The organism is Pseudomonas sp. YA1 (genome assembly GCF_058680555.1).
Genome location: NZ_JBZWBG010000009.1, coordinates 126,813 through 151,974, shown reverse-complemented (window position 1 = coordinate 151,974; position 25,162 = coordinate 126,813). Strand labels below are relative to the sequence as shown.

Here is a 25,162-nt window from a genome sequence, read left to right as displayed (position 1 = left end):
GAAGCCCCGCATCGGCGGGGCTTCTTCAGGCAACGGCGGACTTACTTCTGGCCCGCTTTCTTCAGCTCTTCGTCGCGCAGTTCGCGGCGCAGGATCTTGCCGACGTTGGTGGTCGGCAGGCTGTCGCGGAACTCCACGGCCTTCGGCCGCTTGTAGCCGGTCAGGTTGTCATGCATGTGCTGCATGACCTGTTCCTTGGTCAGGGTCGCCCCCGGCTTGACCACCACGAAGACCTTGATCGACTCGCCGGACTTCTCGTCGGGGATGCCGATCGCGGCACACTGCAGGACGCCCGGCAGGGTCGCCAGCACGTCTTCCAGCTCGTTCGGGTAAACATTGAAGCCGGAGACCAGGATCATGTCCTTCTTCCGGTCGACGATGCGCATGTAGCCGTCTTCCTGGATGATCGCGATATCGCCGGTCTTCAGCCAACCATCGGCGTCGAGGATCTCGTCGGTGGCTTCCTGGCGCTGCCAGTAGCCCTTCATCACCTGCGGGCCTTTCACGCAGAGTTCGCCGCGCTCGCCCAGGGGCACTTCCTGGCCGTCGTCGCCGATCACCTTGCACAGGGTCGAGGGCACCGGAATACCGATGGTGCCGACCTGGATGTTCTGGAACGGGTTGACCGATACCACCGGCGCGGTCTCGGTCATGCCGTAGCCTTCGCAGATGGCGCAGCCGGTGACTTCCTTCCAGCGCTCCGCGGTGGCCAGCTGCAGTGCCATGCCGCCGGAGAGGGTCAGTTTCAGCGCGGAGAAGTCCAGCTTGCGGAAGGTCTCGTTGTTGCACAGGGCGACGAACAGGGTGTTCAGGCCGACGAAGCCGGTGAACTTCCACTGGCCGAGGTCCTTGAGCATCGACGGCAGGTCGCGCGGGTTGGTGATCAGGATGTTGTGGTTGCCGGTGAGCATCATCGCCATGCAATGGAAGGTGAAGGCGTAGATGTGGTACAGCGGCAGCGGCGCGATGAGGATCTCGCAGCCCTCGTTGAGGTTGGCGCCCATCAGCGCCTTGCACTGCAACATGTTGGCCACCAGGTTGCGGTGGGTCAGCATGGCGCCCTTGGCGACCCCGGTGGTGCCGCCGGTGTATTGCAGCACGGCGACGTCGTCGGCCTGCGGCGCGGCTTCCTGGAACGACTTGCCGGCGCCCCTGGCCAGCGCGTCGGTCAGCTTGGTGGCTTGCGGCAGGCTATAGGCCGGCACCATCTTCTTGATGTGCTTGACCACGAAGTTGACGATGAAGCGCTTCAGCGGCGGCAGGATGTCGCCGACTTCGGTGACGATCACCTGCTTGACGCCGGTCTTCGGCAGTACGCCCTCGACCAGATGGGCCATGTTGGCCAGGCAAACCACCGCCTTGGCGCCGGAGTCGTTGAACTGGTGTTCCAGCTCGCGCGCGGTGTACAGCGGGTTGGTGTTGACCACGATGAGGCCGGCGCGCATGGCGCCGAAGACCACGATCGGGTATTGCAGGACGTTGGGCAACTGGACGGCGATGCGGTCGCCGGGCTTGAGATCGGTGTGCTGCTGCAGGTAGGCGGCGAAGTCGCCGGACAGCTTGTACAGCTCGCCGTAGGTCAGGGTCTTGCCCAGGTTGGTGAACGCGGGCTTGGTGGCAAAACGTTGGCAGGACTCCTTCAGTACCGACAGGATGTTCGGGTACTGGTCGGGATTGATCTCGGCAGCAATACCCGCTGGGTACTTGTCCTTCCAGAAGTTTTCGATCATGGAAGCCCACTCCTAAGCAACAGCTAATCTTCACCGCTCATGGCGGCATCTTGTTGTGATCTGCTCGCTAACCCTGGACCCAGGGCTATTAGGCGCGCCGAGATTATCAGCTTTGCCAGAGGCAGACCAGCACCAAACATGACCTATTCGGTCAAAAAAATGACCGAGACATTAGTCTCGGTCACGGTCTTTCCTGTCCCCGGCAAATGCCCGTTTCAGAGCCTTGTAAGGCTATCAGGCGATTTCGCGCAGCTCACGACGGAGGATTTTACCCACAGGCGTCATCGGTAATGCATCCTTGAGCACAATCTGTCGCGGAATTTTGTATCCGGTGAGGTTTTCCTTGCAGTAGGCCTTGAGCTCCTCGACCGACAGGCTGGGGTCGCGGGCCACCACGAACAGCTTCACCGCCTCGCCGGACTTCTCGTCGGGAATGCCCACCGCCGCGCAACTGGCCACCTTCGGATGGGCCATCACCACGTCTTCGATCTCGTTGGGGTAGACATTGAAGCCAGAGACCAGGATCAGGTCCTTCTTGCGATCGACGATACGCACGAAGCCGTCCTCGTCGATCACCGCGATGTCGCCGGTCTTCAGCCAGCCTTCGGCATCGAGAATCTCCTCGGTGGCCTCGGGACGCTGCCAGTACCCCTTCATCACTTGCGGACCTTTCACGCAGAGTTCGCCACGTTCGCCGACAGGCAGCTCGTTGCCCTGCTCGTCGATCACCTTGAGCGCCGTGCCCACGACCGGTATCCCCACCGTGCCCAGGCGCGCCTGCTCGCCGTAGGGGTTGGTGGTCACCACCGGCGAGCATTCGGTGAGGCCATAGCCTTCCACCACGGTGCAGCCGGTGACGCCCTTCCAGCGCTCGGCGGTGGCGCTGACCAGTGCGGTGCCGCCGGAGTTGGTGAGCTTCAGGTTGGAGAAATCGACGTCCTTGAACCCGGGGTGCTCCATCAGCGCGACGAACAGGGTGTTGAGGCCGAGCAGCGCGGAGAAACGCCACTTCTTCAGTTCCTTGACGAAACCAGGGATGTCGCGCGGGTTGGTGATCAGCACGTTATGGTTGCCGCTGACCATCATGCACATGCAGTTCGCGGTGAAGGCATAGATGTGGTAGAGCGGCAGCGGCGCGATCATCACCTCCTGCGCCTCCTTCATCAGCGGCAGGCCATCCTTGCCGAGCTGGGAAAGCTGGGCGTGGACCTGCAGCATGTTCGCCACGAGGTTGCCGTGGGTGAGCATCGCCCCCTTCGAGACCCCGGTGGTGCCGCCGGTGTACTGCAACACGGCGACATCCTCCAGGCCGACCCTGACCGGCTGCAGGGCATGGCCCTGGCCTTGCTTCAAGGCCTGCCTGAACGGCAGCGCCTGGGGCAAGCGATAATCGGGGACCATCTTCTTCACCGACTTCACCACGCTGTTCACCAGCCAGCCCTTCAGCGCCGGCAACAGGTCGCCCATGCGCGCCTCGATCAGGTACTCGATCCGCGTATCCGGGAGCACTTCCTCGACCAGCTTGCCGAACACGTTCAGGTAGACCAGCGCACGCACGCCGGCGTCCTTGAACTGGTGGCGCATTTCGCGGGCGGTGTACAGCGGATTGGTGTTGACCACCACCAGCCCCGCGCGCAAGGCGCCGAACACCGCGATGGGATATTGCAGGACATTGGGCATCTGCACCGCGATGCGGTCGCCGGGCTGGAGATCGGTCTGTTTCTGCAGGTAGGCGGCGAAGGCGGCGGACAGACGATCGAGTTCGGCGTAGCTGAGCGTCACGCCGAGATTGCTGAAGGCCGGGCGGTCGGCGAATTTCTTGCAGGAGCGCTCGAAGACCTCGACCACGGAACGGTAGGCGGCGAAGTCGAGACTGTCGGGTACGCCGGCCGGGCGTTTGTCGTTCCAGAATTCAGGTTGCATTTATTCTTGTCCTCTTACCTGAGCGGGTCTGGCCCGCGTGTGCGGGGTATCGGGCAACTTAGCAGTTGCATCGGACAGCGCAAATACTCCTCCTGCCCTTATTGATAGTGTGAATCTCCAGCCTGTCGCTCTTCGCCGCCCGCCATTCCAGAGCGGCCCGTGCCCAAGGGTGGCGCTTTTCCGGGACGAAACCGCGCACGCTGCTAGAATGCGCCGGAACGCGTCCGCCCGGCACAAGGAACGAACATGCCCGCCGCTGCCTACTGGCTCCCCGCCAGCGACGAAACCCCGCTGTACACCCGCCACTGGCCGAGCGCAACGGCCGTCGGCGCGGTGATGCTGTCCCACGGCATGGCCGAGCACGCCGGTCGCTACGAGCGTCTCGCCGCCGCGCTGAACGCTGCCGGCTACCACTTCTATGCGATCGACCAGCGCGGCCACGGCCGGACCGCCGAAGCCGACGAGCTGGGCCACTTCGCCGACCAGGGCGGCTGGGGCAAGGTGGTCGGCGACCTGGCCAGCCTGAACCACCATATCCGCCAGCAGCACCCGGAACTGCCGATCTTCCTGCTGGGCCACAGCATGGGCAGCTACATCTCCATGGCCTACCTGCTGCACCACAGCTGCAGCCTGCAAGGGGCGATCCTTTCCGGCTCCAACTACCAGCCGCAAGCGCTCTACCGGGTCGCCCGCCTGATCGCCCGCTTCGAGCGCTGGCGCCAGGGGCCGCTGGGCAAGAGCGCGCTGATCGACTTCCTCTCGTTCGGCTCGTTCAACAAGGCGTTCAAGCCCAATCGCACGGCCTTCGACTGGCTCAGTCGCGATCCGCAGGAAGTCGACAGGTACGTGGCCGACCCGCTGTGCGGCTTCCGCTGCAGCAACCAGTTGTGGGTGGACCTGCTCGGCGGCCTGGCCGATATCACCCCGCCCACCCACCTGCGGCAGATCGATGCCGACCTGCCGCTGCTGGTCATCGGCGGCGAACGCGACCCGGTCAGCCAGGGCAGGCGCCTGGGCGACCTGGCCGACGCCCTGCGCGGCGCCGGGCTGCGTCAGGTGACCCTGAAGACCTATCCCGAGGCCCGTCACGAGCTGTTCAACGAGAGCAACCGCGACGCGGTCACCCAAGACCTGATCGACTGGCTGGAACAGGCCCTGCGCCACCGCCGGGATCATTCGACAAAGGAGAGAACATGAGCCAGGTCCAGAACATTCCCTACGCCGAGCTAGAGGTCGGGCAAAAGGCCGAGTACACCAGCAGCATCGCCGAGCGCGACCTGCAGTTGTTCGCCGCAGTCTCCGGCGACCGCAACCCGGTGCATCTGGACGCCGCCTACGCGGCCACCACCCAGTTCAAGGAACGCATCGCCCACGGCATGCTCAGCGGCGCCCTGATCAGCGCGGCGATCGCCACCGTGCTGCCCGGCCCAGGCACCATCTATCTCGGCCAGACCCTGCGCTTCACCCGTCCGGTCAAGCTCGGCGACGACCTGAAGGTCGAACTGGAAGTCCTCGAGAAGCTGCCGAAGAACCGCGTGCGCATGGCCACGCGGGTGTTCAACCAGGCAGGCAAGCAGGTGGTCGACGGCGAAGCGGAGATCATGGCGCCGGAAGAGAAGCTCAGCGTCGAGCTGGCCGAACTGCCGCCGATCAGCATCGGCTGAGCGGCTTTCCCTACCGTCGGGCCATCCGGCCCGGCGGACTTGCCGGGCCGCCGCGCGCTGCTCTACCCTGTCCGCTGTCTTACCTCAAACACCAGGGATAACCGAAGGCACTCCACCGCCCGAAACCCCTTACCGGGAATCGGAGCCGCCATGGACCTTCGCTTGCTGTTGCTATCCCTGACCACCTTCGCCGCCGGCCTGGCGGAAAGCATCCTGATCGGCATCCTGCCGCCCCTGGCCGAAGACCTGCGGGTCTCCATCAGCCTGGCCGGCCAGCTCACCACCCTGTTCTCCCTCGGCTTCGCCCTCGCCGCACCGCTGCTCGGCTGGCTGACCCGGCGCATCGAACGCCGCCGCCTGCTGCTGGCGACCCTGCTGCTGTTCGCCCTCAGCAACGCGCTCGCCGCCCTCGCTCCGGGCTATCTCGGCCTGCTCCTGGCTCGCCTGGGAATGTCGGCCTGTTGCGGGCTGCTGATCGTCCTCGCCAGCCTGCTCGCCGCCGAGCTGGCCGCCCCGGCCCAGCGCGGCCGGGCGATCGGCCTGATCTTCATGGGCATCAGCGGTTCGCTGGTGTTCGGCGTGCCACTGGGCGTACAGATCAGCGACTGGTTCGGCTGGCGCTGGATCTTCGCCGGCATCGCGGTCTATTCGCTGCCCTTGTGCCTGCTGCTCTGGCGCTACCTGCCGCAACGCCAGGCCGGCGACCTGCCCGGCCGCGAAGGCTATCTGCGGCAGTTGCGCCAGCCCGCGCTGTGGCTCGCGCAACTGGTATCGATCCTGTTGCTCGGCGGGCACTTCACCCTGTTCGCCTATTTCACCCCGTACCTGGCGAGCATGGCCGGTATTCGCTCGCCCGGCGAGATCAGCCTGATCCTCCTGCTGATCGGCCTGGCAGCGCTGAGCGGCGGCTATATCGGCGGCTGGCTGGCCGACCGCCTCGGCCACCGGCGCGCCCTGCGTCTGGTGCCGGCGGCCTTCGCCCTGGCGCTGGCGGCGGTGCCGCTGAGCCTGGGCAGCATCGGGTTCCTGCCGGTACTGATGGTCTGGAGCGCGATCAGTTGGATGATCTCGCCGGTGGTGCAGAGCTTCCTGCTGCGCAGCGATCCGGCCAGCGGTTCCGCCGGCGTCGCCCTGAACACCTCGGCCATGCACCTGGGCGTGGGCCTCGGCGCGGCGCTGGGCGGCCTGGTGGTGGCGGCACTGGGAGTCGCCGCGACGCCCTGGGTCGGCCTCGCCCTGGTGCTGGCGGCGCTGGCCTGCGCGCTTGGCGCCAGCACGCTGGATGGCGCCACGCAAGCGCTGCCGCTCAGTCCCCCTGCACGGTGACGCTGGCGGTCATCCCGGCGCTCAGGTGGACATCCGCCGGCACCTGGTCGAGGCGGATGCGCACCGGAATGCGCTGCGCCAGGCGCACCCAGTTGAAGGTCGGCTCGACATTGGCCAGCAACTGGCCGTCCGGCGTCGAGTTGCGGTCGGTGATACCGCTGCTGATGCTCTCCACCGTGCCGTCGATCGGCTGATCGCCGCTCATCAGGCGGACCTGGGCGCGCATGCCGACGCGGATGCCGGGCAGCTTGGTTTCCTCGAAGTAGGCGACCACATAGAAGGACTGCTGGTCGACCAACGCCATCACCGCCTGGCCCGCGGTGGCGTAGTTGCCCTGGGCCAGGCGCAGGTTGGTCACCTGGCCGTTGCGCGCGGCGCGCAGTTCGCTGCGCTTGAGGTTGAGTTCGGCGATCTTCACCTGGGCCAGTGCTTCCTGGTACTCGCTGCGAGCGATGGCGGCATTGATCTGGGCGTTTTCCTTGTCCTCGGCGCTGATCGCGCCGATGCCCAGGCGGCTGCGCCGGGCCGCCTCGTTCTGGCGCAACAGGTATTGCTGGTGACGGGTCTCGGCGACGGCGCGGGCCTGCTCCAGGTTGGCCTGGTAGCGTTCCTGGTCGATGCGCATCAGCACGTCGCCAACCTTGACCACCTGGTTGTCCTTGACCTCCAGGTCGGTCACCCAGCCGGACACGTCCGGCGCCACCACCACCACGTCGGCCCGTACCCGGGCATCGCGGGTCCAGGGCGAGAGCATGTAGTAGCGCCAGAGCCAGATGCCGGCGAGGACAGCGGCAGCGACCACCAGCAGGGTGACGACGACGCGAAGCGATGCACGCATGCGAATCTCCTTCTCGGGGCGACGGATTCAGGTCGTGGCCGCCCAGGTAATGCCACTCAACATCAAAATGAACAGGGCGCAGTCGAACAGCGCCTCGTGCCAGACCCAGCGACGCAACGGCGTTTTCTGGATCAGCACCCGCAGCGCGGCGGTGGCCGCCAGCGCCAGCAGGGCATAGACGAACAGCGGGCTGAGGTAGACGCCGCCCCAGGCCGATTCATGCAGACTCATGGCTTTCCTCCTGATGGCACCACTGCTGCCAGGTGAACAGCAGTTGCGCCAGGGCCGCGCGCGCCAGGCGGCTGGCTTCGTCGTCGTGGCGAGCGTCACGCTCCAGGGCTTCGCGCAACGGCAGGCTGATCCGTTCCAGGCGGTCACTGCGCGGACCCGCGGGACCGGCCTCAAGCAGCTCGCCCAGTTCCCCGAGGAAGCGGTCGCGCGCCTTGCGCAGGACGCCACGGGCGCCTTCCAGGCAGGCCCGCAGGTGGATCAGTTCGTTACCCAGGTCGAGCGCCAGGAGGCCATCGTCCCAACGCCGCCGTTCCTGTTCCGGCAACAGGTTGGCGTGCCGCGCCAGGCGCAACAGGCGGTCGGCCATGCGCCCGCCGAACCAGTTCTCCGCCTGCGCCAGCGGGCGCCGGGTGAGGCGGCCGAGGTCGACGCAGGTGGCATCCAGCAGGCGTCGGGTCAGCCAGCCCGGACGCAAGGTCAGCAAGCGGAAGATCACCACCGCGAAGCCGACTCCGATCAGCACGCCCTGGGCGGAATTCAGCAGGGTCGCGAGGTCGTAGTCCATCTGGTTGCGCGGCGCGACCAGGACGATGAAGTGGATCGCGAACGAGGTGGCGGTGCCGGCGGTGACCGGTACGGCCATGCCCAGGGTGGCGAAGAACAGCGGCACGCCCATCGCCAGGCAGAGCAGCGGGAAGCCATTCCACTGCGGCAGCAGCCACTGGCTGACCAGCATCGCCGCCGGGATCGCGTAGACGATGCCGCGCAGGAAGCTCAGGCCGATGGCCACCGCGTTGTCGCGGTTGGCGAACAGGCTGCACACCACCGCCGCCAGCAGCATCGCGCCGGACGCCGCCGGCCACGCGGTATAGATCCAGTAGACCGACAGCCCGAGCAACGCCAGGGCGCTACGCGCGCCGTAGAACAGCGCCATCTGCAGGTCGCGGTGCCAGGACAGGGTGCCGGCGCTGCCCACCCGCCCCTCGACCTCGCCGCTGGCCACCGCGCGCATGCCCTTCTCGGCATTCACCGCCTTGAGCAGCAGCACCGAGCAGCGGGTCAGCAGGTAACGCTGGTCGTTGCTCCACTGCGGCTCGACCGCGACCTGCGCCAACTCCTCGCGCAGCGCCTGCATCGACGCCGGATCGGTTCCTTCCAGGGCGCTAGCCAGCGCGGCCAGCCAGCGCTCCACCTGGCGCTCTTCCTCTTCGCTCAGCCGCGCCCGTTGCCGGGCCACGCCGCGCGCGGTGCGCAACAGGCTGAGCAGGTCGCGCGAGAGCAACGCCAGGGCGCCGGCCCGGCGCCGCCCGCGCTCGCCTTCGAACCAGGCATGGTCGCGCTGCGCATCGACCTCGACGATCTTGCTCAGCGCGTTGAGCAGCCCCTGCGGCTGCCGCTGGCGCGGGTCGATCTCGCCGCGCGCGGCCTGCATGCCCAGCAGCCAGGTGGCGTGGGCCTGCTTGTCGAGGTTCTGCTCGACCCGCTGCGGCCAGAGGATCGCACTGACCGCCGAGGCGCAGATGATCCCCAGGCAGATCTCGGTACAACGCGCCACCGCCTGCTCGAAGACCAGCAGCGGCTGGTCCACCGCCGGCAGGCCAATGATCGCCACCGTATAGCCGGAAAGTACGAAGGCATAGGAAACGTGGTTGCGCAGGGAGGTCGAGGCCGCCGTGCAGAGCCCCAGCCAGAGCGAGATGGCCAGCAGGAACAACCAGGGCGCCTGGGCGAACAGCGCGATCATCAGCACCGACATCGCGGTGCCGACCAGGGTGCCGAGCAGGCGGAACAAGCCCTTCGCCACCACCATGCCGGACAACGGCTGGGACACGATCAGCACGGTCATCAGCGCCCATTGCGGCTGCTCCAGGTCGAAGCGAAAGGCGCACCACAACGCCAGGCCGCCGGCCAGGAGCGTCTTGATGGCGAACTTGAGCGCCAGCGTCGAGGGTGCCAGGAACGGCTTCCAGTGAATGGGCACAGGGTCTTCCGAAACGGGGTCTACATCAGCATAGATAGCCGGCGAACGCCGAGGCGATATGTGCAGCCTATATTATTAGGTTGCTAACAATATCGTCCAGCGACATTCGTAGTATCCCGATCGCTGCGCCGGTGTTTTTCCAGGCGCAAAAAAACGGGCGACCGAAGTCGCCCTAAGTGCCTTGCGTGCTCTGTGTATCCGGGAGGATCAGCCTTTGCGGCTATGGGAATCCTTCCAGATGAAGTAACCGACCCCACCGAAGAAAGCGACCATGAGGCCTACCGTAAGAATCCCTGCGAGAACCACTTCGTCGATGAACATGTTGATGGCCTCCAGTTGCCGGTTGGGTGTTGCTCGATGGGCTCAGATTAGCGAGGCGCGGCGGCGCAATATTGACCTGGATCAATCGCCCGGACGGGCTTTTTCGGCCAGGTGCATGACACTGACCCAGGTCAAGTTTCGCAGGAGGGAGAATGCGGTCGGACGCCGCAGATAACCGGGAGAAACCGGCCCGATCGCCGCACGTTGCCCGCAGGAATGCGCCGCCGGCGAACGCGGCGGCGGAGGCTTCAGCGCTTCTTCGGCTTGCCTTTCGGCTTCTTCCGCGGCTTGCCCAGCGGCAACACCTGTTCGAAGGCCTTGCGGACCTCCTGCAGGCGCTTCTCGTGCACGTCGTGGATGCGCTTGTCGCGCTCGGCGCTGAGGTCGATCACCTTGTCGTCGTCGTTCATGGCTGGGGGTACACCAGGCGGAAGGTCAGGTTCAAACGGGGCATGCAGGAGCGGCGGGTCTTCGCCACCTGATGTTGCCAATGATGCTGGGTTGCGCCGTGCATGACCAGCAGGCTGCCATGGGTCAGTTCCAGAGAGTGGGCGATGCGGGTCTGGCCCTTGCGCCGCAGGTCGAAGCGGCGGCTGCCGCCGAGACTGAGCGAGGCGACCAGCGGATCGCGGCGCAGCTCTGGCTCGTCGTCGCTGTGCCAGCCCATGGAGTCCTGGCCGTCGCGGTAGTAGTTCAGCAGCACGCCGTTGACCCGCTGGCCGACCTCGCGCTCCACGCGCTCGCGGATCTCGCCGAGCAACGCGGTCCATGGCAGCGGCCGGTGGACCTGGCCGGAATAACGGTAGGCGGCGTCAGGGTCGCCGTACCAGGCCACCAGGCGCGGGGTCGGATGCTCCTCGCCATGGATGCGCAGGATCGGCTGTTCCCAGGGCGTTTCCTGTTCCAGGCGCAACAGCCAGGCGCTCGCCAGCGGCGCATCCAGCCAATGCGGGAGATAGCGCAGGTCGGCGTCCGGCAGGGTCAGGGGTGCGTCGGCGAACAGGTCCATGGGCCGCAGGTTACTACGCCGCAAGGCCGCTGCTGAAGCCTGGAAAACCAGGGTTACACTTCGATGTCGATCAATTGTCCCTTGCGCGGCAGCTCGTCCGCCTGGGCGCTCTCCCCCGCCTCGTCAGCCGGCGCCTCGTCCCCCTCGTCGCTCCGCGCGTGCGCCTCGCCGCCCTGGCGGCGCTGGCGACGGCGGTATTCCTCTTCCAGCCAGCTTTCCTCGTCGCGCTCCTGGCGCAAGGCGACGCCATCGCTGCCCGCGCCAGCCTGGGTCGGCGCGACCGGCGGCGTGGCCGGACGGGGCTTGGGCGGGTCCTGCTGGACGGTGACCGGGATCAGGCCCTGGGGGATCGGCGGAAGCATGCAGGCAACCTCTCTGGGTAGTGCCGCGTCATGGGTTCTCGCAGCGTGCCGGTTTGCGGCGTTCTTCTACAAGGGTTATCGGTCGACCCGCCGCTCGACTTGAGAACCAGCCGCCAGGCGGGCGCTCCCGTACCGACGGACGGCTCTCCGACGAAGCCGTGGCGCAACACGCAATCCATCGCCAAGCGTCGCTCAACGCCACGCGTTGCGGTACCATACCCGGCTTTTTTGGGAGGTGGACATGGCGCAGTATCAACCGGGGCAACGCTGGATCAGCGACAGTGAAGCGGAATTGGGCCTGGGGACCATCCTGGCCCAGGATGGCCGCCTGCTCACCGTGCTCTATCCGGCGACCGGCGATACCCGCCAATACGCCTTGCGCAATGCGCCGCTGACCCGCGTGCGCTTCGCCCCCGGCGATGAAGTGACGCACTTCGAAGGCTGGAAGATGACCGTCCGCGAGGTCGAGGAAAGCGAAGGCCTATTGGTGTACCACGGCCTCACCGCGCAGAACGAGCAGCGCACCCTGCCGGAAACCCAGCTCTCCAACTTCATCCAGTTCCGCCTCGCCAGCGACCGTCTGTTCGCCGGACAGATCGATCCCCTGCCCTGGTTCTCCCTGCGCTACCACACTCTCGAACGCCGCAGCCAACTGCTCCAGTCCTCGCTCTGGGGCCTCGGCGGCGCCCGCGCCCAGCCGATCGCCCACCAGTTGCACATCGCCCGCGAAGTCGCCGACCGCATGGCGCCGCGCGTCCTGCTGGCCGACGAAGTGGGCCTGGGCAAGACCATCGAGGCCGGCCTGATCATCCATCGCCAGTTGCTCTCCGGCCGCGCCGGGCGGGTGCTGATCCTGGTTCCGGAAAACCTCCAGCACCAGTGGCTGGTGGAGATGCGCCGGCGCTTCAACCTGCAGGTGGCCCTGTTCGACAAGGAGCGCTTCGCCGAAAGCGATGCCAGCAATCCCTTCGAGGACACCCAGTTGGCCCTGGTCGCCCTGGAGTGGCTGAAGGAAGACGAACGCGCCCAGGACGCCCTGTTCGCCGCCGGCTGGGACCTGCTGGTGGTCGACGAAGCCCACCACCTGGTCTGGCACCAGGACCAGGTCAGCGCCGAATACGCGCTGGTCGAGCAACTGGCGGAGATCATTCCAGGCGTCCTGTTGCTCACCGCGACCCCGGAGCAACTCGGCCAGGACAGCCACTTCGCGCGACTGCGCCTGCTCGATCCGAACCGCTTCCACGACCTCGAAGCGTTCCGCCGGGAGAGCGAGCAATATCGCCCGGTCGCCGAAGCGGTGCAGGAACTGCTCGACCACGGCAATCTTTCCGCCGGCGCGCGCAAGGCCATCCACGGCTTCCTCGGCAGCGAGGGCGACGAGCTGCTGGCCAGCGTCGAGGGCGGCGATGAAGACGCCCGCTCGCGCCTGGTCCGCGAACTGCTCGACCGCCACGGCACCGGCCGCGTGCTGTTCCGCAACACCCGCGCCGCCGTGCAGGGCTTCCCCCAGCGCGAGCTGCACGCCTATCCGTTGCCGATGCCGAGCCAGTATCAGGAACTGCCGGCCGGCGAACACCCGGACCTGTATCCGGAAGTGAATTTCCAGCAGCAGTGGGAAGACGGCGACGACAACAACCGCTGGTGGCGCTTCGACCCGCGCGTCGAGTGGCTGATCGATACCCTGAAGATGCTCAAGCAGTTCAAGGTCCTGGTCATCTGTGCCCACGCCGAGACCGCCCTCGACCTGGAAGACGCCCTGCGCCTGCGTTCGGGCATCTCCGCCACGGTCTTCCACGAAGGCATGAGCATTCTCGAGCGCGACCGCGCCGCCGCCTACTTCGCCGACGAAGAGTTCGGCGCCCAGGTGCTGATCTGCTCGGAAATCGGCAGCGAAGGCCGCAACTTCCAGTTCTCCCACCACCTGGTGCTGTTCGACCTGCCGGCCCACCCGGACCTGCTCGAGCAGCGCATCGGCCGCCTCGACCGGATCGGCCAGCGACACACCATCCAGCTGCACGTACCGCACCTGGAGAACAGCGCCCAGCAGCGCCTGTTCCAGTGGTACCACCAGGCGCTGAACGCCTTCCTCAATACCTGTCCCACCGGCAACGCCCTGCAACACGAGTTCGGCCCACGCCTGCTGCCGCTGCTCGACGGCGGCGAGGACAAGGCCTGGGACACGCTGCTCGCCGAAGGCCGCGCCCGTCGCGAAGCCCTCGAAGCGGAACTGCACAGCGGTCGCGACCGCCTGCTGGAGCTGAACTCCGGCGGCGCCGGCGAAGGCGAGGCGCTGGTGGAGGCCATCGAGGAGCAGGACGACGACTTCGCCCTGCCGATCTACATGGAGCGCCTGTTCGACGCCTACGGCATCCACAGCGAAGACCATTCGGAAAATGCCCTGATCCTCAAGCCGAGCGAGAAGATGCTCGACGCCGGCTTCCCCCTCGGCGACGACGAAGGCGTGACCATCACCTACGACCGTGCCCAGGCGCTGGCCCGCGAGGACATGCAGTTCCTCACCTGGGAACATCCGATGGTTCAGGGCGGCATGGACCTGGTGCTGTCCGGCTCGATGGGCAACACCTCGGTGGCGCTGATCAAGAACAAGGCGCTGAAGCCTGGCACCGTGCTGCTCGAACTCCTGTTCGTCAGCGAGGCCGTGGCACCGCGCGCCCTCCAGCTCGGCCGCTGGCTGCCGCCGCAGGCCCTGCGCTGCCTGCTCGACGCCAACGGCAACGACCTGGCCGGCCGGGTGTCCCTGGAAACCCTCAACGACCAACTGGAAAGCGTGCCACGGGTCAGCGCCAACAAGTTCGTCCAGGCCCAGCGCGATGTGCTGGCCAAGCAGTTCGACGTGGCCGAGGGCAAGATCGTCCCACGCCACGAGGAACGCGTGGCCAGGGCCAAGCAGCAGTTCGCCGCCGCCATGGACGAGGAACTGGCGCGCCTGACCGCGCTCAAGGCGGTCAACCCGAGCGTCCGCGACAGCGAGCTGGACAGCCTGCGCACCCAGCGCGAGGAAGGCCTGGCCCTGCTCGACAAGGCCTCCCTGCGCCTCGAGGCGATCCGCATCCTGGTCGCCGGCTGACGCCCGGCAACGGCTGCGCGAAACGAGAAGCCATGGGCCTCCCCCATGGCTTCTTTCATTTCCAGCGAAGGCCGCAACGGCGGATGGCCGCGCGGCGACCGTTCGCCCCGTTCCCCGGCCCCCGCCGGGCCGCGAGCCAGGCGTCGCAGCGGAATCGCGACGGTCGCCCTGCGACTTATTGACCTCCGGCAAAGGTCCGCCGGCCGCGAGGGTCTACAGTGTCCTTGAAGTTTCAAGAACGCCCGGCGGGCGGACACTCACTCTGGAGGGACACCTTATGTACGATCGCATTCTGGTAGCCGTGGACGGCAGCCCGGTCTCCGACCGCGCCCTGGAAGAGGCCATCAAGCTGGCCGGCCTCAGCGGCGGCAAGCTGCGCGTCATCACCATCGTCGACAGCCCGCTGCGCCACCTTCCCGACTACGCGGTGTACTACAACCCCGAGCCGCTGCGCGAAGCCGCGCTGAAAGCCGCCGATGACGTCCTGGCCAAGGCCCGCGAGAAGGTCGAGGCGAGCAACGTCGAAGGCGCCACCTTCGATCGCGTCTGCCAGGAGCGCGCCAGCGAGGAAATCGCCGAGCGCATCGAACTCGAGGCCCAGGCCAGCGATGCCGACGTGGTGGTCATGGGCACCCATGGTCGTCGCGGCATGCGCCGCCTGATGCTCGGCAGCGTGGCGGAAGGCCTGATCCGCGTGGCTTCGCGTCCGGTCCTGCTGGTCCGCGACAAATAAGGCGAAAGCCGACGAAAAAGGCCGTGGGGGGGAAACCTCCACGGCCTTTTTTCTTTCAGCCCTCGTCGCTCACTGGGCTGCCCTGGGCGCGCGGCAACTGGCGAAGATGTCCAGCGCCGGCTGGTACAGCGAAGTCTGTACGTCCAGCAGGCCGAGCACCGAGTGGAACAGGTTGTCGTGGCTCAGGTCCTTGTCGTCGCGCTTGCCGTCCAGGCAACTGCGCTGGATGCCCCAGTTGCCCAGCGCCTGCGGGGCGAACCACATGACCATCGGCACGTGGATCTGCGCCTGGGGCGCGATCGAATAGGGCGCCGCGTGCAGGTAGACGCCATTCTCGCCCAGCGACTCGCCGTGGTCGGACACGTAGATCATCGCCGTATCGCGCTTGTCGGCATTCCGCTTGAGCAATTCGATCACCTTCGTCAGGAAGTGGTCGGTATAGAGGATGGTGTTGTCGTAGACGTTCACCAGCTCTTCCTTGCTGCAACTGCCGAGCTGGTTGGTCCGGCATACCGGCTGGAAGCGCTCCATCTCCTTCGGGTAGCGCTCGTAGTACTCGGGACCGTGGCTGCCATCGGAGTGCAGGACGATGATGGCGTCGTCCTGCAACCCGTCGATGTACTCCTGCAGGCCTACCAGCAGCGACTCGTCCAGGCAGTTCTTGCCGTCGCAGAACGGACTCGGCTGGGTCTTCGGGATGTCCCGGTTGGGCACCCGCAGGCAGGTGCCCTTGCAGTCGCTGTTGTTCTCCAGCCACAACACCTGCACGCCGGCACGCTGGAGAATGTCCAGCAGGCCTTCGTGGGTCTTGGCCTTCTTGTCGCTGTAGTCCTCGCGCGGGTACTGGGAGAACATACAGGGCACCGAGACCGCGGTGGAAGTGCCGCAGGAATGGACCTGGGTGAAGTTGACGATGTCCTGCTTGCTCAGCTCCGGGTTGGTCTCGCGGGCGTAGCCGTTCAGCGAGAAATGGTCGGCACGGGCGGTCTCGCCGACCACGAACACCAGCAGCGATTTCTTCTGTCGCTGCAGCGCAGCCGGCGCCTGGCGGGCGTCCAGGCCGATCGGCTCGACCACCAGGTGCTCCTTGATCACCAGGCGCTGCTTGGCGTACTTGCCCACCGCGTAGATGTAGTTGGTCGGGTTGATGAAGTGGGTCAGCTTGTCTTCCTCGCGGAAGATCGGCGCGTAGGTGGAATAGAAGCTGCCTACCATTACCGCGACGATCAGCAGGCAGCCGAGCAGCGTCAGGATCTTGTTCAGCAGGCCGCGGAAGAACGGCCGGTAGCGTACCGGCCAGAGCCAGATCAGCAGCGAAGGCAAGACACCGAGCAGCAGCAGGTAGCCGAGCAGGGTCGGGTTGACCAGGTCGCCGGCCTCGGTGGCGTTGGTCTCGAAGACGTTCTGCACCATCACCGTGTCGATGCTGATGCCGTAGCTGCCCATGAAGTAGGTCGCGCCGGCCGAGCACAGGGCGACCAGGGTCAAGGCCGGCTTGAGCAGCGGGCGGAAGGAAACCAGGGTCAGCAGGAGCGTGAAGGCGGCCCACAGGAACGCCGCGAACGAAGCGAAGAACGCGAAGCCCTTCAAGCCTTGCAGCGGTACCAGGCCATGCAGGGCCTTCCAGGTCGCCGCGTTGTAGAACACCACCAGAACCAGCGCGAACAGCATCACCAGCCGGGTCGAACCGATAGCCGGCAAGAAACGCTTGATACCCCCACCCATTGAAGCAACTCCTGAAACGTAACGGACCGCCGCCACCCCCGTGGCGGGGCGCCCGAACTCTATCGGGCGCCTGGTCAAAATTTCGTGAAGCCTCGCGAGCCCTCGCGGGCGCAGCGATCATGCCCGTGGCGATGGAGCCGGAACAAGCTCAGCTATGCCTTTTCTCCCCGGGAAGATGCCGAAACCGGCCGTATGTCGGCGGCCAGCGACTTCCTTCCATGCCGACCTTGCAGGTGGCTCCCGCTATCTATACTGGAAGCACAATGCCACCCCCATCCCCAGCCCGCGCCCGCGCCGTCCGCGGGTTTTCCGTGTCCAGGGAGACACCGCTATGGATTGGCAAGGCCTGCGCTTCCTCGGAGAGTCTCCCGTCGACGGCTACGTGCTGCAGAACTGCACCTATTCTCCGTCGCTGGTGGCGCTCGCCTTCCTCGTCGCCTGCCTCGCCGGGTACACGGCGCTGGACATGGTCGAGCGGGTCGGCAACAGCCTGAGCCACCCGCGCCGCTGGCAATGGGTCGGGGCGTTCTGCCTGGGCAGCGGCATCTGGGCCACGCATTTCGTCGCCATGCTCGCGTTCCACGCGCCGATCGCCCTGCGCTACGACCTGCCGATCACCGGCCTGTCGCTGCTGATCGCCGTCGCCGCCTCGTACCTGGCGATGTACATGACCGCCCGCCCGCGCTTCGGCCTGCTGCCCTGCCTGCTCGCCGCCTGCTGCATCGGCCTGGGCATCGCCGCCATGCACTACACCGGGATGGCGGCGATGCGCTCGGTGGCCACCCAGTACTACCAGCCATCGCTGTTCGCCCTTTCGATACTGATCGCCATCGGCGCCGCCTTCACCGCCCTCGCCGCGGTCCCCTACCTGCGCGGCCGGCGCAGCGCGCGCTACCGCTACATGAAACTGATCGCCAGCCTGCTGCTGGCCGGCGCCATCGCCGCCATGCATTTCACCGGGATGGCCGCGCTGGTGCTCAGCGTACCCGCCGGCACGCCGCTGGAACTGCAAGCCAGCGCCGACTCGCTGCGCCTGGGCTGGCTCACCGGAGTGCTCGCCAGCGCCATCGCCGCCTGCGGCATCTGGGCCGCATGGTCGGAGAAACAACGGGAGCTCCGGCTCAGCGAAAACAGCCGGGTCAACGCCCTGCTCAACCAGCTCGACCACGCCCACGCCTCGCTGCGCCAGATGGCTCGCTACGACAGCCTGACCGGCCTGCAGAACCGCACGGCATTCAACGAAGTGTTCGTCCAGCACCTGGAGAACTGTCGCCTGAGAGGCAAGGGCCTGGCGGTGATGTTCCTCGACCTCGATCACTTCAAGCGGATCAACGATTCCCTCGGCCACGACTCCGGCGACGAGCTGCTGAAGATCGTCTCCGAACGCATCCGCAGCGTGTTGCGCGATAGCGACGTGGTGGCGCGCTTCGCCGGCGACGAATTCTGCGTGCTCGCCGACCTCACCCAGGACCACGAGGCGCACATCCTCTCGCAACGCCTGATGCAGAAGATGAAGGAACCCATCGCCCTGGACGGGCGCACCCTGGTGATGACCGCCAGCGTCGGCGTCAGCCTCTACCCGAACGACGGCGAGCAGTGCGAGGAGCTGCTGAAGAACGCCGGCCTGGCCCTGCACCAGTCCAAGGCCTGCGGGCGCAACAACGCGCAGTTCTTCAGCCGGCAACTGCTGGTGCGGGCGACCCAGGAACTGCAGATGGAGGAGGAACTGCGCCAGGCCCTGCGCGACGACCAACTGGAGCTGCACTACCAGCCGATCCTCGCCCTCGCCGACGGCGAGGTACACCAGTTGGAGGCATTGGTGCGCTGGCGCCATCCGACCCAGGGCCTGCTCGGTCCGGACCGCTTCATCGGCCTGGCCGAAGCCAACGGCATGATCGACCAGCTCGACGACTGGGTGCTGCGACGCGCCTGCCGCGACCTGCGCAGCCTGCACCTGGCCGGCCACGAACGGCTGCGGGTGGCGGTCAACTGCTGCGCCAGCAATCTCGGCCGGGCCAGCCTGGTCGACGAAGTCCGTCATGCGCTGGAGCAGGCCGGGCTGGCGGCGTGCTTCCTCGAACTGGAGGTGACCGAGGACGCGCTGATGTACAACATCGACCAGACCATCCCGCTGCTCGAACGCCTCCGCGAGCTGGGCGTCAGCCTGTCGATCGACGACTTCGGCACCGGCTATTCGTCGCTCGCCTACCTGCGGCGCCTGCCGCTGGACGCGCTGAAGGTGGATCGCTCGTTCATCATGGACATCCCCGCCTCGCAGCGGGACATGGAAATCGCCCAGGCGATCATCGCGATGGCCCAGAAGCTCCATCTGAAAGTCGTCGCCGAGGGCGTGGAGACCCCGCAGCAACTGGCGTTCCTGCGGGAGAACCATTGCGAGCTGGTGCAGGGCTACCTGTTCAGCCGGCCGCTGCCGCTGGCGGCCCTGGAAGAGTTCCTCCGCGCCTACCGCTTCGACGCCGCGCCGCCGCTGCGCAGCCTGAACCAGGCCTGAGGCTCACTCGACGGCGGTCCGGTATTGCTCCACCAGGGTCGCCGGATCGCGTTCGAGATAGCCCTGGCTGCCGTGCAGACGCATCAACTGCGCGGCCAACCCGCTCATCGGGGTGGCCGCGCCTTGCTCGCGGGACAGCTTCACCGCGGTATCGAGATCCTTGAGCAGGGTCCGTACGTGCCACTTGACCGGCTCGTAACGGCTCTCGGCCATTTGCGGGGCGAGGATCTGCAACGGCTTCGAGTCGGCGAAGCCGCCCGCCAGCGCCGGAGCGACCAGGCTGGCGTCGACCCCGGCCCGCTCCGCCAGCGCCACCACTTCGGCGATCACCAGGGCGTTGCAGGCAACGATCATCTGGTTGCAGACCTTGGTCACCTGCCCGGCGCCCACCTCGCCCATGCGCGTCAGGCGCTGGCCGAGCCGGGAGAGGACCGGCCGCAGGCGTTCGATATCCGCTGCGCGTCCGCCGGCCATGATCGCCAGGCTGCCGCTTTCCGCGCCCGGCGTGCCGCCGGAGACCGGCGCGTCGACCCAGCGCACGCCGCAGCGCGCCTCCAGCTCGGCGGCCATCTCGCGGGTGGCGGCCGGCTCGGCGCTGGAGAAATCCACCAGCAACTGCCCGGGCCTGGCGTTCTCGACGATGCCGCCGGCGCCGAACACCACTTCGCGCACCGCCGCGGTATCGGCCAGGCAAAGCATCAGGATTTCCGCGTCGGCGGCCAGTTCGGCCGGGACCTCGACGGCTTTCGCGCCCTCGGCCGCGAGCAACTCGCGTTTGCCCGGCGAACGGTTCCACACCGCCAGCGGATAGCCGGCGGCCAGCAGCCGGCGGCACATGGGCACGCCCATCAGGCCGAGACCGGCGAAGGCAAGGGAAGGCAGGGAAGCGGACATGGCGGACTCCAATACGCAGCGAATGGGCACGGGGAGCGCCATATTACCCGCGAGGCGCCGGCGAGCAACGCCGCGACGGCTGCCCAAGCGGGCCGCGCACCACTATACTCCCCGGGTTTTTTCCGCCATTGAACCGGAGAACTCTCCCATGTTGAAACGCTCCCTGGCGCTCGCCGCCGGCATCGCCCTGTCCCTGTCCGCCGCGCTCGCCCACGCCGAAGCCCTGAAAGAACTCAAGGTCTCGGCGATCCCCGACGAAGCGCCCACCGAACTGCTGCGCAAATTCAAGCCGCTCGGCGCCTATCTGGAGAAGCAACTCGGCATGCCGGTGAAGTTCGTCCCGGTGGCCGACTACGCCGGGGTGGTCGAGGCGCTGGCCGCCGACCGCCTGGACATGGCCTGGCTGGGTGGCTTCACCTTCGTCCAGGCGCGGCTGAAGACCGGCAACGCCATCCCCCTGGTGCAGCGCGAGCAAGACCAGCAGTTCACCAGCAAATTCATCACGGCCGATCCCCAGGTGAAATCCCTGCAGGACCTGAAGGGCAAGACCTTCGCCTTCGGCTCGGTCTCCTCCACCTCGGGCAGCCTGATGCCGCGCTACTTCATGCAGAAGGACGGCATCGTCCCCGAGCAGTTCTTCTCCCGCGTCGCCTACTCCGGCGCCCACGACGCCACCGCGGCCTGGGTCCAGGCCGGCAAGGTCGACGCCGGCGTGCTGAACGCCTCGGTCTGGCAGAAGCTGGTGGACAGCGGCAAGGTCGATACCGCCAAGGTCAAGGTCTTCGCCACCACGCCGACCTACTACGACTACAACTGGACCGTGCGCGGCAACCTCGACCCGGCCCTGGCCGAGAAGATCAAGCAGGCCTTCCTCGCCCTCGACCCGGCGAAACCGGCCGACAAGGAGATCCTCGACCTGCAGGCCGCCAGCCGCTTCATCGAGACCAATCCGGACAACTACAAGGGCATCGAGGAGTCCGCACGCGCCGCCGGCCTGCTGAAGTGAGCCTGAGCCTCGACGGCGTGGACCTGGTCCACGCCGACGGCCAACGCGCCCTCGCCGACATCCGCCTGCGCCTGGCCGCCGGCGAACGGGTGGCCCTGATCGGACCTTCCGGCGCCGGCAAGACCAGCCTGCTGCGGGTGCTCGCCAGCCAATGGCGGCCCAGCGCCGGCCGTGTCGAACTGCTCGGCGAGGAGCCCTGGGCGCTATCCGCCGCCGCCCGCCAACGCCTGCGCGCGCGCATCGGCCTGGTCCACCAGGCGCCGCCGCTGCCGCCACGGCAGCGGGTGGTCAGCGCGGTACTGGCCGGACGCCTCGGCCAGTGGCCGCTGTGGAAGAGCCTGGCCAGCCTGGTCTATCCGCTGGACCGCGCCGGCGCCCACGACGCGCTGCAACGCCTGGATCTCGGCGACAAGCTGTTCCAGCGCTGCGACCAGCTTTCCGGCGGCCAGTTGCAGCGGGTCGGCATCGCCCGGGTGCTCTACCAGCGCGCCGAGCTGATCCTCGCCGACGAACCGGTCTCGGCCATGGACCCGGTGCTCGCCGGCCATACCCTGGCCCTGCTCAACCGCGAGGCCGCCGCGCGCGGCAGCACCCTGCTGGCCAGCCTGCACGCGGTGGACCTGGCGTTGCAACACTTCCCCCGGGTGATCGGCCTGCGCGCCGGACGCATCGCCTTCGACCTGCCCGCCGGCGAAGTCGACCGCGCCGCGCTGGACGCCCTCTACGCCAACGAACAACTGCAAGCCGAGCGCGCCAGCCCGGCCAGCGAACCCGCCGTGGTGCACATCCCACGATGCTGAACGCCGCTTCTCCACCGCGCGATCCCGCCGCCCTGCCGCGCCTGCTGCTGACCCTGGCCGCGTTGCTGCTGCTCTGGCCGGGGCTGCGCCTCAGCGAACTGGATATCCCCGGGCTGTTCAGCGGCGACAACGCACGCACCATGGGCGGTTTTCTCGCCGGCTTCTGGCCGCCGGCGCACGATCCCGAGTTTCTCGCCCTGCTCGGCCGCGCGACCCTGGAAACCCTCGCCATCGCCACCGCCGGCATGGCCCTGGCCTGGCTCCTGGCGTTTCCCGCCGCACTGCTGGCGACCCGCGCCCTGTCACTCTCGGCACTGCCGCGCGGCGGCCTGCCGGCCTGGTGGGCACGGGCGCTGCGCTGGCCGGTGCGCGGCCTGCTGATCCTCCTGCGCAGCGTGCCGGAAATCGTCTGGGCGCTGCTGTTCGTCCGCGCCGTGGGCCTGGGGCCCACCGCCGGGGTGCTGGCCATCGCCATCACCTATGCCGGCATGCTCGGCAAGGTCTACGCGGAAATCTTCGAGTCGGTGGATCCGCGCCCCACCCGCGCCCTGCTGCTGGGCGGCGGATCGCGGCTGGCGGCGTTCGCCTACGGGGTGCTGCCGAACGCCGCCGGGGAAATGATTTCCTACACCGTCTATCGCTGGGAGTGCGCGATCCGCGCTTCGGTGGTGATGGGCTTCGTCGGCGCCGGCGGCCTCGGCCAGCAGATCGACCTGTCGCTGCGGATGTTCGCCGGCGGCGAGGTTGCCAGCATCCTGCTGACCTTCCTCCTGCTGGTCCTCCTCGCCGACCTGCTGAGCCGCTTCCTGCGCGGGAGGCTGGCATGAGCCGGACCTGGCGCCTGCTGCTCTGGCCGCTGCTGGTGGTGGCCGCGGTGGGCGCCTCGTTCGCCTACCTGGACATGGACACCGCAGGTCTTTTCAGCGGCAAGGGACTGGGCCAGATGGCGGCCTACGCCAGCGAGTTCTTCCCGCCCGACCTGTCCGCCCCGCACCTGCGGGCGATTGGCCGAGGGCTGCTGGAAACCCTGGCCATGTCGGCCATCGGCACCCTGCTGGCGGCGCTGCTCGGCCTGCTCTTCGCGCTGCCGGCGGCAGGTCGCTTCGGCGTGCCGGCGCAGAGCCTGGCGCGACTCCTGCTCAATGCGCTGCGCGCGGTGCCGGAGCTGGTCTGGGGTGCGCTGATGGTGCTGGCGGCCGGGCTCGGGCCGAACGCCGGGACCCTCGCCCTGGCGCTGCACACCGGCGGCGTGCTCGGCCGGCTGTTCGCCGAAGCCCTGGAGAACACCCCGGCGCAGCCCGCCGAGGCCTTGCGCCTGGCCGGCAGTGGACGCCTCGCGGCATTCGCCTATGGCACCCTGCCGGGGGTCTGGCCGCAACTGGTGGCCTATACCCTGTACCGCTGGGAGAACAATATCCGCATGGCCAGCGTGCTCGGTTTCGTCGGCGCCGGCGGGCTCGGGCAGATGCTCTATTTCAGCCTCAGCCTGTTCCAGCAGGCCCAGGCCGCCACGGTGATCCTGGCCATGCTGGTCCTGGTGCTCGGGGTCGACAGCCTGAGCGCCTGGGCCCGGCAGCGCTGGGTCAGTCAATAACCTCCCTTAGGAAATTTCCGAATCCCGTCGAAGATCGGCCATCATCGACGGTCAGAGACATCGGGGAGGCGGCTTGCGCCTCCGCTCATCCAGGGAGAGGAAAATCATGCGTACACCACTGCTATCCGCGCTGCTGCTGGGCCTGCTGGCCCTCGGCGGCTGCAGCCTGCCCCAACAGCAGGCCGGCGCGCCGACCGAGCAGCGGCTCGGCACCCAATGGGGCGAAGGCGTCGCCTCGCCGGTCACCTCGGTGGCCCTGCGACGTCTATCGGAGCAACCGGTCGATCGCCGCCAGGTGTTCTACAGCGCGCGGCGCTTCGACGGCCGGGCGCTCAAGGAACTGCCCCTGGCCAAGGGCCGGGTGGGCTTCGCCGTACTCGACGAGGATGGCGGCAAGTTCGACCTGGTGCAGCACCGCAGCACCCTGCAACTCCAGGGCCGAGAAGGCCAGCGCTACCGACTGTGGCTGAACAACCTCGGCAGCGCGACCTACGAGGTGGTCGCCACGGTAGACGGCCTGGACGTGCTCAACGGCCAGCCGGGCAGCCTGAAGAACCGCGGCTATGTGCTGGAACCGGGCGAGAACCTGGTGATCGAGGGCTTCCGCAAGAGCGAACGGGAAGTCGCGGCATTCCGCTTCGCCAGTCCCGACGATGCCTACGCCAGCAACAGCGCGGCCGGCGACAGCCGCAACCTCGGCGTGATCGGCGTGGCCCTGTTCGAGCTGGACGCTCCGGCCAGCGGTCGCGAGGCGCCGGCCGACGGACCGCAGGCATTTCCCGCCGACGCCCGGAACGGCGGCGGTTACGCGCCGCCACCACGCTATCGCGACTGAGGCATCTTCACGAAAACTGCGCGGCGGCGTTCCTTCATAAGCAATCCATCTCACAGGAGCCGCCGATGAACCGCTTTTCACTGCCCCGCCCCGACGCACGCCAGTGCGTCGCCGGCCTGGGTTTCTCCGCCCTTCTGCTGCTGGCCTCCTCGGCCAACGCCGCCGCCTGCCGCGACATCACCAGCGTGCAGCAAAGCGCCGACGCCACGCGCAATACCTCGATGGGCGGCCACGTGACCCAGCACATCTACGGGATGACGCCGCCGTCCGGCTCGTCGCAGAAAGACAAGACCCTGTTCAAGTCGAGAGGCAACTACGACGCGGCCTGGCGCCAGTACGGATACATCGACAATCCGGTGGCCTGCAGCGGCAACAGCAAGTTCCAGGTGGTTTCCCTGGAGAAGCTGCACATGGGCAAGATCGATGCCTACTCCTGCAAGCAGGCCGACGGCCAGGGCGTCTGCACGCGCTGGGATACGTACATGGCCAAGGAGATTTCGTACGGTTTCGTCCTGAAAGACGGCAAGTGGATCCTCAATACCCTCTACCCGGTTCCCCTCGACTAGGGCGCAGGCCGTCCGCGCCGGCCG

At 67.3% G+C, this 25,162-nt stretch carries 23 protein-coding genes; 12 read left to right on the top strand and 11 right to left on the bottom strand.

Annotation, left to right across the window (positions count from 1 at the left end):
- Positions 1 to 41: 41 nt before the first annotated feature.
- Positions 42 to 1,730 carry a long-chain-fatty-acid--CoA ligase FadD1 gene (gene fadD1, locus AC4OR5_RS14745; protein WP_003091643.1) on the bottom strand — a complete coding sequence of 563 codons (1,689 nt, stop codon included), beginning with the start codon at positions 1,728 to 1,730 and terminating at the stop codon, positions 42 to 44.
- Positions 1,731 to 1,964: 234 nt separating this feature from the next.
- Entirely contained in the window at positions 1,965 to 3,653 is a 1,689-nt protein-coding gene (fadD2, locus tag AC4OR5_RS14740) for a long-chain-fatty-acid--CoA ligase FadD2 (protein WP_003091644.1), read from the bottom strand.
- A 246-nt stretch (positions 3,654 to 3,899) separates the two neighbouring features.
- Here fadD2 and AC4OR5_RS14735 point away from each other — a divergent pair, with 246 nt between their 5' ends.
- The 3 genes from AC4OR5_RS14735 to AC4OR5_RS14725 all read left to right on the top strand — a co-directional run bounded on the left by AC4OR5_RS14735 (position 3,900) and on the right by AC4OR5_RS14725 (position 6,643).
- Complete coding sequence (locus tag AC4OR5_RS14735; protein ID WP_031692557.1) at positions 3,900 to 4,850, top strand: alpha/beta hydrolase; 951 nt, start codon at positions 3,900 to 3,902, stop codon at positions 4,848 to 4,850.
- Entirely contained in the window at positions 4,847 to 5,317 is a 471-nt protein-coding gene (locus AC4OR5_RS14730; RefSeq protein WP_003091647.1) for a MaoC family dehydratase, read from the top strand. Before AC4OR5_RS14735 ends, AC4OR5_RS14730 begins: the two co-directional genes overlap by 4 nt.
- Before the next feature lie 150 nt (positions 5,318 to 5,467).
- Entirely contained in the window at positions 5,468 to 6,643 is a 1,176-nt protein-coding gene (locus AC4OR5_RS14725) for an MFS transporter (RefSeq protein WP_003130346.1), read from the top strand.
- On the opposite strand, the gene AC4OR5_RS14720 is transcribed toward AC4OR5_RS14725, so the two are convergent.
- From AC4OR5_RS14720 to AC4OR5_RS14690, 7 genes are all read right to left on the bottom strand, one after another.
- Positions 6,624 to 7,481, bottom strand: coding sequence for an efflux RND transporter periplasmic adaptor subunit (locus AC4OR5_RS14720; RefSeq protein WP_003091654.1), 858 nt, complete (start codon positions 7,479 to 7,481; stop codon positions 6,624 to 6,626). The two genes, AC4OR5_RS14725 and AC4OR5_RS14720, sit on opposite strands and share 20 nt — an antisense overlap.
- Positions 7,482 to 7,508: 27 nt before the next feature.
- Positions 7,509 to 7,712 (bottom strand): DUF1656 domain-containing protein, encoded by a 204-nt coding sequence (locus AC4OR5_RS14715; RefSeq protein ID WP_003091655.1) that lies wholly within the window; start codon positions 7,710 to 7,712, stop codon positions 7,509 to 7,511.
- Positions 7,699 to 9,693, bottom strand: a complete 1,995-nt coding sequence (locus AC4OR5_RS14710) for an FUSC family protein (protein WP_022579664.1) — start codon at positions 9,691 to 9,693, stop codon at positions 7,699 to 7,701. The genes AC4OR5_RS14715 and AC4OR5_RS14710 overlap by 14 nt, the downstream gene beginning before the upstream one ends.
- A 207-nt stretch (positions 9,694 to 9,900) precedes the next feature.
- Complete coding sequence (gene ccoM / locus AC4OR5_RS14705; RefSeq protein ID WP_003091657.1) at positions 9,901 to 10,014, bottom strand: cytochrome c oxidase subunit CcoM; 114 nt, start codon at positions 10,012 to 10,014, stop codon at positions 9,901 to 9,903.
- A gap of 248 nt (positions 10,015 to 10,262) precedes the next feature.
- Positions 10,263 to 10,424 carry a hypothetical protein gene (locus AC4OR5_RS14700; protein WP_003091659.1) on the bottom strand — a complete coding sequence of 54 codons (162 nt, stop codon included), beginning with the start codon at positions 10,422 to 10,424 and terminating at the stop codon, positions 10,263 to 10,265.
- Positions 10,421 to 11,023, bottom strand: coding sequence for an alpha-ketoglutarate-dependent dioxygenase AlkB family protein (locus tag AC4OR5_RS14695; RefSeq protein ID WP_058160041.1), 603 nt, complete (start codon positions 11,021 to 11,023; stop codon positions 10,421 to 10,423). Before AC4OR5_RS14695 ends, AC4OR5_RS14700 begins: the two co-directional genes overlap by 4 nt.
- 53 nt (positions 11,024 to 11,076) lie before the next feature.
- On the bottom strand, positions 11,077 to 11,385 hold the full coding sequence (locus AC4OR5_RS14690) for a hypothetical protein (protein ID WP_003091664.1): 309 nt from the start codon (positions 11,383 to 11,385) through the stop codon (positions 11,077 to 11,079).
- A gap of 235 nt (positions 11,386 to 11,620) precedes the next feature.
- Here AC4OR5_RS14690 and rapA point away from each other — a divergent pair, with 235 nt between their 5' ends.
- Positions 11,621 to 14,473, top strand: coding sequence for an RNA polymerase-associated protein RapA (gene rapA, locus AC4OR5_RS14685; protein ID WP_371320337.1), 2,853 nt, complete (start codon positions 11,621 to 11,623; stop codon positions 14,471 to 14,473).
- Between the two features lie 277 nt (positions 14,474 to 14,750).
- On the top strand, positions 14,751 to 15,206 hold the full coding sequence (locus tag AC4OR5_RS14680) for a universal stress protein (protein WP_003091672.1): 456 nt from the start codon (positions 14,751 to 14,753) through the stop codon (positions 15,204 to 15,206).
- A gap of 69 nt (positions 15,207 to 15,275) precedes the next feature.
- Here the strand turns inward: AC4OR5_RS14680 and AC4OR5_RS14675 are convergent, their stop codons facing one another.
- On the bottom strand, positions 15,276 to 16,931 hold the full coding sequence (locus tag AC4OR5_RS14675) for a phosphoethanolamine transferase (RefSeq protein WP_023099362.1): 1,656 nt from the start codon (positions 16,929 to 16,931) through the stop codon (positions 15,276 to 15,278).
- 331 nt (positions 16,932 to 17,262) lie between these two features.
- Here AC4OR5_RS14675 and AC4OR5_RS14670 point away from each other — a divergent pair, with 331 nt between their 5' ends.
- The gene (locus AC4OR5_RS14670; RefSeq protein ID WP_058160043.1) at positions 17,263 to 19,443 is read left to right on the top strand and encodes a putative bifunctional diguanylate cyclase/phosphodiesterase; all 2,181 of its coding nucleotides are present in this window, start codon (positions 17,263 to 17,265) and stop codon (positions 19,441 to 19,443) included.
- A 3-nt stretch (positions 19,444 to 19,446) separates the two neighbouring features.
- Here the strand turns inward: AC4OR5_RS14670 and AC4OR5_RS14665 are convergent, their stop codons facing one another.
- Positions 19,447 to 20,337: an NAD(P)-dependent oxidoreductase gene (locus AC4OR5_RS14665; RefSeq protein ID WP_003113156.1), complete on the bottom strand. Its 891-nt coding sequence runs from the start codon at positions 20,335 to 20,337 to the stop codon at positions 19,447 to 19,449.
- A gap of 148 nt (positions 20,338 to 20,485) precedes the next feature.
- Here AC4OR5_RS14665 and AC4OR5_RS14660 point away from each other — a divergent pair, with 148 nt between their 5' ends.
- The 6 genes from AC4OR5_RS14660 to AC4OR5_RS14635 all read left to right on the top strand — a co-directional run bounded on the left by AC4OR5_RS14660 (position 20,486) and on the right by AC4OR5_RS14635 (position 25,138).
- Positions 20,486 to 21,343 carry a putative selenate ABC transporter substrate-binding protein gene (locus tag AC4OR5_RS14660; RefSeq protein ID WP_003111582.1) on the top strand — a complete coding sequence of 286 codons (858 nt, stop codon included), beginning with the start codon at positions 20,486 to 20,488 and terminating at the stop codon, positions 21,341 to 21,343.
- Positions 21,340 to 22,143, top strand: a complete 804-nt coding sequence (locus AC4OR5_RS14655) for a phosphonate ABC transporter ATP-binding protein (RefSeq protein WP_003138286.1) — start codon at positions 21,340 to 21,342, stop codon at positions 22,141 to 22,143. The genes AC4OR5_RS14660 and AC4OR5_RS14655 overlap by 4 nt, the downstream gene beginning before the upstream one ends.
- A complete protein-coding gene (locus AC4OR5_RS14650) occupies positions 22,137 to 22,970 on the top strand; it encodes a PhnE/PtxC family ABC transporter permease (protein ID WP_003130335.1) in 834 nt (277 codons plus the stop codon). The genes AC4OR5_RS14655 and AC4OR5_RS14650 overlap by 7 nt, the downstream gene beginning before the upstream one ends.
- A complete protein-coding gene (gene phnE / locus AC4OR5_RS14645; protein ID WP_003091685.1) occupies positions 22,967 to 23,737 on the top strand; it encodes a phosphonate ABC transporter, permease protein PhnE in 771 nt (256 codons plus the stop codon). Before AC4OR5_RS14650 ends, phnE begins: the two co-directional genes overlap by 4 nt.
- Before the next feature lie 106 nt (positions 23,738 to 23,843).
- Complete coding sequence (locus AC4OR5_RS14640) at positions 23,844 to 24,572, top strand: hypothetical protein (protein ID WP_043104538.1); 729 nt, start codon at positions 23,844 to 23,846, stop codon at positions 24,570 to 24,572.
- A gap of 65 nt (positions 24,573 to 24,637) precedes the next feature.
- Entirely contained in the window at positions 24,638 to 25,138 is a 501-nt protein-coding gene (locus AC4OR5_RS14635) for a hypothetical protein (RefSeq protein WP_003091690.1), read from the top strand.
- The last annotated feature ends 24 nt before the right edge of the window (positions 25,139 to 25,162 follow it).

What these genes read in the sequence shown, in the direction of transcription:
- fadD1 (WP_003091643.1), bottom strand. Translation starts at nt 1,730, where the DNA reads ATGATCGAAAACTTCTGGAAGGACAAGTACCCAGCGGGTATTGCTGCC.
- fadD2 (WP_003091644.1), bottom strand. Translation starts at nt 3,653, where the DNA reads ATGCAACCTGAATTCTGGAACGACAAACGCCCGGCCGGCGTACCCGAC.
- AC4OR5_RS14735 (WP_031692557.1), top strand. Translation starts at nt 3,900, where the DNA reads ATGCCCGCCGCTGCCTACTGGCTCCCCGCCAGCGACGAAACCCCGCTG.
- AC4OR5_RS14730 (WP_003091647.1), top strand. Translation starts at nt 4,847, where the DNA reads ATGAGCCAGGTCCAGAACATTCCCTACGCCGAGCTAGAGGTCGGGCAA.
- AC4OR5_RS14725 (WP_003130346.1), top strand. Translation starts at nt 5,468, where the DNA reads ATGGACCTTCGCTTGCTGTTGCTATCCCTGACCACCTTCGCCGCCGGC.
- AC4OR5_RS14720 (WP_003091654.1), bottom strand. Translation starts at nt 7,481, where the DNA reads ATGCGTGCATCGCTTCGCGTCGTCGTCACCCTGCTGGTGGTCGCTGCC.
- AC4OR5_RS14715 (WP_003091655.1), bottom strand. Translation starts at nt 7,712, where the DNA reads ATGAGTCTGCATGAATCGGCCTGGGGCGGCGTCTACCTCAGCCCGCTG.
- ccoM (WP_003091657.1), bottom strand. Translation starts at nt 10,014, where the DNA reads ATGTTCATCGACGAAGTGGTTCTCGCAGGGATTCTTACGGTAGGCCTC.
- AC4OR5_RS14700 (WP_003091659.1), bottom strand. Translation starts at nt 10,424, where the DNA reads ATGAACGACGACGACAAGGTGATCGACCTCAGCGCCGAGCGCGACAAG.
- AC4OR5_RS14695 (WP_058160041.1), bottom strand. Translation starts at nt 11,023, where the DNA reads ATGGACCTGTTCGCCGACGCACCCCTGACCCTGCCGGACGCCGACCTG.
- AC4OR5_RS14690 (WP_003091664.1), bottom strand. Translation starts at nt 11,385, where the DNA reads ATGCTTCCGCCGATCCCCCAGGGCCTGATCCCGGTCACCGTCCAGCAG.
- AC4OR5_RS14680 (WP_003091672.1), top strand. Translation starts at nt 14,751, where the DNA reads ATGTACGATCGCATTCTGGTAGCCGTGGACGGCAGCCCGGTCTCCGAC.
- AC4OR5_RS14675 (WP_023099362.1), bottom strand. Translation starts at nt 16,931, where the DNA reads ATGGGTGGGGGTATCAAGCGTTTCTTGCCGGCTATCGGTTCGACCCGG.
- AC4OR5_RS14670 (WP_058160043.1), top strand. Translation starts at nt 17,263, where the DNA reads ATGGATTGGCAAGGCCTGCGCTTCCTCGGAGAGTCTCCCGTCGACGGC.
- AC4OR5_RS14665 (WP_003113156.1), bottom strand. Translation starts at nt 20,337, where the DNA reads ATGTCCGCTTCCCTGCCTTCCCTTGCCTTCGCCGGTCTCGGCCTGATG.
- AC4OR5_RS14660 (WP_003111582.1), top strand. Translation starts at nt 20,486, where the DNA reads ATGTTGAAACGCTCCCTGGCGCTCGCCGCCGGCATCGCCCTGTCCCTG.
- AC4OR5_RS14650 (WP_003130335.1), top strand. Translation starts at nt 22,137, where the DNA reads ATGCTGAACGCCGCTTCTCCACCGCGCGATCCCGCCGCCCTGCCGCGC.
- phnE (WP_003091685.1), top strand. Translation starts at nt 22,967, where the DNA reads ATGAGCCGGACCTGGCGCCTGCTGCTCTGGCCGCTGCTGGTGGTGGCC.
- AC4OR5_RS14640 (WP_043104538.1), top strand. Translation starts at nt 23,844, where the DNA reads ATGCGTACACCACTGCTATCCGCGCTGCTGCTGGGCCTGCTGGCCCTC.
- AC4OR5_RS14635 (WP_003091690.1), top strand. Translation starts at nt 24,638, where the DNA reads ATGAACCGCTTTTCACTGCCCCGCCCCGACGCACGCCAGTGCGTCGCC.